Origin of the sequence: Anabaena sp. CCY 9402-a, from assembly GCF_963920945.1 — a bacterium.
In the GTDB taxonomy this organism is placed as follows: domain Bacteria; phylum Cyanobacteriota; class Cyanobacteriia; order Cyanobacteriales; family Nostocaceae; genus Trichormus; species Trichormus minutissimus.
The window spans coordinates 58591-65518 of sequence record NZ_CAWUDL010000033.1; the positions used below are offsets into that span (position 1 = coordinate 58591).

A 6928-nucleotide genomic window follows, 5' to 3' on the forward strand; every position below is an offset into this window, starting at 1 on the left:
TACAAAGATCATCTATCTTAGGTTTGGAAAACTCACAGAAAGCAAATTAGAAACAACTAAAAAAAATTTAGTTTGTCAGCTGCAAAGAAGAAATAGCGGGTGTAGCAATGAATGAAATTAGCATTATTTTAATTGAAGATCATGACTTAACGAGGATGGGGCTAAGAGCTGCATTGCAGTCCCACGGAGGATTGAGAGTAGTTGGTGAAGCCGCTAATGCGACTCAAGGACTAAAACTTTTGGAAACAGCAAAGCCAGATGTCGCCGTGGTAGATATTGGACTACCTGACATGGATGGCATTGAACTCACCCGTAAGTTTAGACGCTATCAAGCTGAAAGTGGACAAACAAATACTAAGGTTTTGATCCTGACAATGGATCATACCGAGGATGCGGTGCTAGCAGCCTTCGCCGCAGGTGCAGACTCTTATTACATGAAAGAGACAAGCATTAGTAAATTAACAGAGGCGATACAAGCAACTTACGCCGGTAACTCTTGGATTGATCCAGCGATCGCCAATGTAGTATTACAGAAAATGCGGCAGGGTATCCCTGTAGAAACCCAATCATCTGATAAGCCAAAAACGGTCAAAATCGAAGCTTTACCTTCAGAATACGAACAAGTTTTAGAAACTTACCCACTCACACAACGGGAGTTAGAAATTTTAGAGTTAATTGTGGCTGGTTGCAGTAACGGACAAATTGCAGAGAAACTCTATATTACTGTCGGCACAGTTAAAACTCACGTTCGTAACATTCTGAATAAACTGTGCGCCGATGACCGTACCCAAGCGGCTGTAAGGGCTTTGCGTTCTGGGTTAGTAGCGTAATTGCTGGACGTTGGGTATAGATTTTCTGAACCTCTCCCCAACCCCTCTCCGACGCGGAAAGGGGCTTAAATACTGAATTTTTCAACTAAACACTCAGCAATCCTGGCTGCTGCACCTGGCTTCCCCATCCTCCGCCTGCCATTCTCGGCAATGATATGCAGCCTATCAGGATAAGTGAAAAGCGATCGCACTTCTTGAGCAACTTGTCCTGGTTCTGGCACTAAAATTAGCGATAAGCCTAAAAGTCGGCTTTGGGCTTCTGCAAAACCGGGGTTATATTGCGGCCCCTCCCCAGGAATGGCGATCGCGGGTTTACCTAAACCGATAAACTGTTCTGTAGCTGTCCCCGCCATTGCGATCGCCACATCTCCCCAATGCAAACATTCGTTGTATGCTTGTTGCGTCAAGATGATGTAGGCATTTCTTTGTTGAAAGATCACAGCAGTGTCATCAGGTAGGGGAAGAGGTGATTCTGTAGACGTTTGCCAGCCTTGAGACTGGACAGTTTGGGCTAGTATACTCAAGTCTAGATTAGGTGCGATCGCTCCTAAAAACACTACATTACTAGAACTAGGGATAAACGAATTTTCCTCCCGAAAACTCCCCATCAATGCAGACACCGCTACCATAATTATTTCCCAATTTTTATAGGCTTCCGGCGCACGCGAACCAGGGAGGAGAGTAATCCCCAATGGTCTAGCTATTTCTTGCTGTTGGGTATTAAACCTCGCCTCTAAACCATCCATCATCGGATTTCCCACATCAAAAGCTGGAATCTGCCACTGATTTAAAATTTGTGTTGTTAACCCATCCCTAGGAAACACCGCACGACAACGGCGGCGACTCATTAACCACCTCTCCCAAGGATGATAAATCGAACCCGAAAAGTTTTCCCATTTGGCTGCTTTTGATTTCCTAGCTAATATTCCCACTTCATCCCGCACATAATATTCTGACTTCGCCGTCCCGACAAAGGCATATTTAGCACCACTCATAAAAGCAAACAATAACGGGACAATATCCCCCACCGCCAAGATAGCGTTCTTGTTACCTAATTTTTTCTGGGAACGCACCCAACGCCGCATCGCTTGAATTTGACTCCACGTCAGTTGTACCAAGCCACCTTTCACATCCCGCGCCAATTGTCGCCCATCCATATAGATAAACCCACCAGAGGGCATAGTCCGCACTGCACCAATGAGGGGAATATCTAACTGTTGGTAAGCCCGTCCTTCACCCACCAGAGGTAAAGCAAAGATATCTGGTGGGTTTGATTGTTGCAATAGTTCTTGCAAAATGCGGACAGCAATTACATCTTCCCCATGACCATTACTTAATACCAACAACTGCAACCGAGAACTTGCGGTGGGCGAATTAGCTAGGGATAAGCGGGATACATCGTTCATGAAAAATACAGGTGACAGGTGATAGGCGATAGGTGACAGGTGATAGGTGACAGTGAAGAAGGAAAGAAAGAGAGTGTTTATTTCATTTTTTTTTAGCTAGTGCGTAAGACTGGTACTTTGAGGCTGATAAGAAACAAAATATCAAAATTAACGTTCTATTTAAGTAATAGCTATTAATAAAGTGAACAGTACATATGCTCGTAGTGGTGCAGGTTTTTGCGCTACTATCCTTGTACTTCATAAGTGTTTTATCATTCTGAATGTTGTAGCTTTCTTCCCCTAGTGTATTGAAAATTATGCGTGTTTCTTCTACTGCAATTTTGACTTTAGCTACTTTAGCGGCTGGTAATGTTACGCAACAAGCCATAGCTGTATCTGCTAACGCCTCAAATTCGGCTGCACCAGACCAAAATTTAGTAGTTCCAGTAGTGGAAGAAACCCCCGCACCTCTCAACGCTGTGGCTGCACCAGAAACAGAGATAACTCCCCAATTTTCTCCATCTACAGTCATAGCTCAAAAACCTGTGGTTCTGCCTCCTACACCTCCTGTTGTGACTCCACCAACCCCCAAGCCTACCACGACTGAAGGCGGTTTGGTCGTCACAGCTACTGATGTGCAGATAGTGGGAGCAACTCCTGAATTACAGCAAGTTATCCGCCAATTAATTAAAACCCAAACTGGAGGCGAAACCAGCGAAAGCCAATTACAAAGAGATGTCGCAGCAATTTTGCAGACTGGTTTATTTGTCAATGCTAACGTCAATACCCGCACTACCCCATCTGGTGTAAATGTAATATATCAAGTGCAACCAGTGGTAGTGCGATCGCTCCAACTCGAAGGCGCGAAAGCCCTGACTTATCAAGTCGCCCTTAAACCTTTTCAATCCCAAATCGGTAAACCCATCAGTCCCGAAGGGCTGAAAACAGCCGTCCAACAAGTAAATAAATGGTACACCGACAATGGTTATAATTTGGCGCGGGTGTTATCAATTAAACCTAGTAATCAAGGTATTCTCACGGTCAATGTGGCGGAAGGTTTAGTAAGTGATATCAAGTTCCGTTTTGTGAACGACGAAGGTAAAACCGTCGATAATAATAACAATCCCGTTTCAGGACGTACCAAACCAGACTTCTTGAAGCAACAACTGCAATTGAAGCCAGGACAAGTTTTTCAAGAAAATATTGTCCAGCAAGATGTCCAGCAACTATATCGTACTGGCTTATTTCAAAGTATTAATGTCGCCTTTGAAGGGGATGCTAGTAACCTAGATGTGATTTACGAACTCAAGGAAAATGGGGCGCGTGCGATTAACTTGGGTGGTAGTTACAACGGTGATACAGGGTTAATCGGGACTGTGAACTATCAAGACCAAAATATTGGCGGCAGAAATGATATTTTAAACGTCAATGTCGGTGTCAGTCGCCGAGACTTGCAATTTGATAGTAAATTTATTAGTCCCTATCGCGCCACTAATCCTGACCGTTTAGGGTACACAGTGAACATCTTCCGTAGTCGAGAACTTTCGGAAACCTTTGATGATGAGATTAAGTTAGCTAATGACGATAAAGTCCGCGAGGGTAAGATTGGCGCATCCGTCAGCTTACAACGACCGATTGATGATTGGGATGCGTCTTTAGGATTTAATTATACTCGTACCAGCATCCGCGATCGCCAAGGCAATATTAACTCCACCGATGTCCAAGGAAACCCCCTCTCTGCTAGTGGTACTGGCGTTGATGACTTAGCTACCGTCTCTTTCACCGCCACCAAAGACCAACGGGATAACCGGATTAATCCTACTAAGGGTTCTGTATTGAGTTTGAGTACAGAACAATCTGTACCCATCGGTGAAGGTAACATTTCCATGAATCGCCTCACAGCAAATTACAAACAGTATGTCCCAGTGCAGCTATTTAACAGCCAAAAACCCCAAGTATTTGCCTTTAATGTGCAAGCTGGTACTGTATTAGGTGACTTACCACCCTATGAAACCTTTAACTTAGGGGGTTCTAATTCCGTGCGTGGTTACGACGCAGGGGATGTAGGTAATGGTCGCAGCTATGTATTAGCCTCTGCTGAATATCGCTTTTCCGTCTTACCAATCTTAGGGGGAGTATTGTTTGCTGACTTCGCCTCAGACTTAGGTTCTGGTGACACCGTTCTCGGAGATCCCGCAGGTGTACGCGGTAAACCCGGTTCTGGTTTTGGTTACGGTGCGGGAGTACGAGTAGACTCCCCATTAGGTTTAATTCGCGCTGACTACGGCGTTAGTGACCAAGGGGAAAGTAGAATACATTTAGGCATAGGTCAACGGTTTTAAAAGCAAGATGAGGAATAACACCTCACAGCAGATCAAAACGAGGCTAGAAAAAAATAAATATATTTACTTCTTTTTATAAGAATGTGAGTTTTGTTGTGATTGGCTATCTGCTCTGAGTTGTTGTCTGCCGTTAGTAATAATTCGTAACATATCTTTTAAGTCTTGTTCGATTCCTTCCAAGACATGATCGGCATATTGATCCGCACCACCTTCAATTTCTTGAGCTTGGGCGATCGCAATTTGTCGCATTTGTTCCAACTCTTCTTGACAAGCAAGCCGCTTCAAGTCAATCTCATTGAGAGTGTCCTTCATCATCGCCTCACACTCTTGCTGCACTTGTTGGCGTAGTTGTTCAGCTTGGTGTTCCGCCTGCATGATAATATCGCTTTCCGCCAAAATTTGCGCTCTTTTGGCTTGGGCAGCATCAACAAGCTGCTGTCCATATTCTTCCGCTTCCAGCAGAATTTCATCTTTTTGTTCCAGAATAGCTGCGGCTTGCTGAAACACTGACGGCAAAGAAACCCTAATGTAGTCTAGCTGTTCTAATAATTTTTCTTCATCTACTAATGTCCGTCCCGTCAGGGGGATGCGGAAACTAGTCAGCATAATTTCTTCTAGACGATTAAGTTCTTCTTGAATATCTACACTTCCTGCTTGGGGAATCTCTCCGGGGGAGATTCCGTTGACGTAATCTGGGGGATAGCTTCCGTTGCGATTGGGGTCGCTATGGGATACTTGTGGTTGTAGCATTTGTATATATCTAGGGCAATGAGCGGAGGGACAAGATGATCGACTGAACCACCAAATCTTGCAATCTCTTTTACCACACTACTACTTAAAAAACTATACTCATTTGATGTTGCTAAAAAAACTGTCTCGATTTGGGTAGAAAGCGTTTTATTAGTATGCGCCATCTGTAGTTCTACTTCAAAGTCAGAAATAGCCCGTAGACCTCGTAATATAACTTGTGCTTTTCGTTGCTGGGCATAATTGACAGTTAAACCATCAAAGCTGTCTACTTCCACATTAGATAGATGTTTTGTAGCCAGACGAATCTGTTCTAGGCGTTGCGGTACGCTAAAAAGTGGTACTTTATTTGGGTTTCGTAATACAGCAACAATCACCTCATCAAACAACCGACTACCACGTTGAATAATATCGAGGTGTCCTAAAGTAATGGGGTCAAAGCTACCGGGATAAATAGCAATCACAATAAATCACGATATTGAATGTATCAAAGTTACTGAGGAGATTATATCGGAATGAGGTGACAGGTTACAGGTTACAGGTGACAGAGAATTAAGGACTGGGGACAAAGGATACAAGGAATACAAGGAAGTAAAAAGGTAGACAAAAAGAATCTTTTGCCTCAATCCCCAATCCCCAATTCCCAATCCCCATTCACTAATGACTAATGACTATTTAGGGAATTTTACATGGCACTGGATTTTTCTGCTTTGCCTTTGGCGTTTTTATTTACTTCCCCCGGCCCTATTCTGGTGGAAATCGGCCCAATTACTATTCGCTGGTATGGCTTATTAATCGCTTCTGCTGTCTTAATCGGTGTTAGCCTTTCCCAGTATTTAGCAAAACGCCGTCATGTTAATCCAGAGTTACTGAGTGATTTGTCAATTTGGCTGGTAATTGCAGCCATTCCCTCAGCCAGAATTTATTATGTTTTATTTGAATGGTCAGAATATGCCCAAAATCCAGGCAGGATTATTGCGATTTGGCAAGGAGGTATTGCCATTCATGGAGCAATTATTGGCGGTACTTTGGCTGCACTGATTTTTGCCAAGCTTAAACGGGTTTCTTTTTGGCAATTAGCCGATTTAATTGCACCGTCACTAATTTTAGGACAGGCGATCGGGCGTTGGGGTAATTTCTTCAACTCTGAAGCTTTTGGTCGTCCTACTAATTTGCCTTGGAAATTGTACATTCCATTAGAACGCCGTCCGTCGGCGTTAGCAAGTTTTGAATATTTTCATCCCACTTTCCTCTACGAATCTCTGTGGAATTTAATGGTGTTTGCGCTGCTTCTAACTCTATTCTTTCGTGGTTTATCGGGTAAGCCACGCCTGCGGGTAGGTACATTATTTATGCTGTACCTGGTAGCTTACAGCCTAGGACGTTTTTGGATTGAGGGACTTCGCACTGATAGTTTGATGTTGGGGCCATTACGAATTGCACAAGTTGTCAGCCTCACTGGCATAACTTTGGGATTAGCTGGTTTAGCATGGCTGTATCTCCGTAAACGTCCTTTACCTGACGTGGTTTCTCCCGTGAAAGATGAGTAGGGAGGTTGAGGGGACAGGGGACAGGTGACAGGTGACAGGTGACAGGTGACAGGTGACAGGTGACAGGTGACAGG

The 6928-nt window shown here is 44.0% G+C and carries 6 protein-coding genes; 3 read left to right on the forward strand and 3 right to left on the reverse strand.

Translation table 11 applies throughout. The features are described from left to right. The first annotated feature begins 107 nt into the window (after positions 1-107). Complete coding sequence (locus tag ACM0OR_RS14120) at positions 108-830, forward strand: response regulator (RefSeq protein ID WP_190701221.1); 723 nt, start codon at positions 108-110, stop codon at positions 828-830. A 65-nt stretch (positions 831-895) separates the two neighbouring features. Here ACM0OR_RS14120 and ACM0OR_RS14125 read toward each other — a convergent pair whose 3' ends face one another. Continuing rightward, positions 896-2236: a lipid-A-disaccharide synthase-related protein gene (locus ACM0OR_RS14125; RefSeq protein WP_414576843.1), complete on the reverse strand. Its 1341-nt coding sequence runs from the start codon at positions 2234-2236 to the stop codon at positions 896-898. A gap of 296 nt (positions 2237-2532) precedes the next feature. Between ACM0OR_RS14125 and ACM0OR_RS14130 the strand changes: the two genes are divergently transcribed. Beyond that, positions 2533-4557 (forward strand): BamA/TamA family outer membrane protein, encoded by a 2025-nt coding sequence (locus ACM0OR_RS14130; RefSeq protein ID WP_414576845.1) that lies wholly within the window; start codon positions 2533-2535, stop codon positions 4555-4557. Positions 4558-4620: 63 nt separating this feature from the next. Here the strand turns inward: ACM0OR_RS14130 and ACM0OR_RS14135 are convergent, their stop codons facing one another. Both ACM0OR_RS14135 and coaD read right to left on the reverse strand, forming a co-directional pair. After that, on the reverse strand, positions 4621-5307 hold the full coding sequence (locus ACM0OR_RS14135; protein WP_414576847.1) for a DivIVA domain-containing protein: 687 nt from the start codon (positions 5305-5307) through the stop codon (positions 4621-4623). Further along, the gene (gene coaD, locus ACM0OR_RS14140; RefSeq protein WP_414576849.1) at positions 5199-5768 is read right to left on the reverse strand and encodes a pantetheine-phosphate adenylyltransferase; all 570 of its coding nucleotides are present in this window, start codon (positions 5766-5768) and stop codon (positions 5199-5201) included. Before coaD ends, ACM0OR_RS14135 begins: the two co-directional genes overlap by 109 nt. Before the next feature lie 225 nt (positions 5769-5993). On the opposite strand from coaD, the gene lgt reads away from it, so the two are divergent. Further along, positions 5994-6854 (forward strand): prolipoprotein diacylglyceryl transferase, encoded by an 861-nt coding sequence (gene lgt / locus ACM0OR_RS14145; protein WP_414576851.1) that lies wholly within the window; start codon positions 5994-5996, stop codon positions 6852-6854. Positions 6855-6928: the final 74 nt, after the last annotated feature.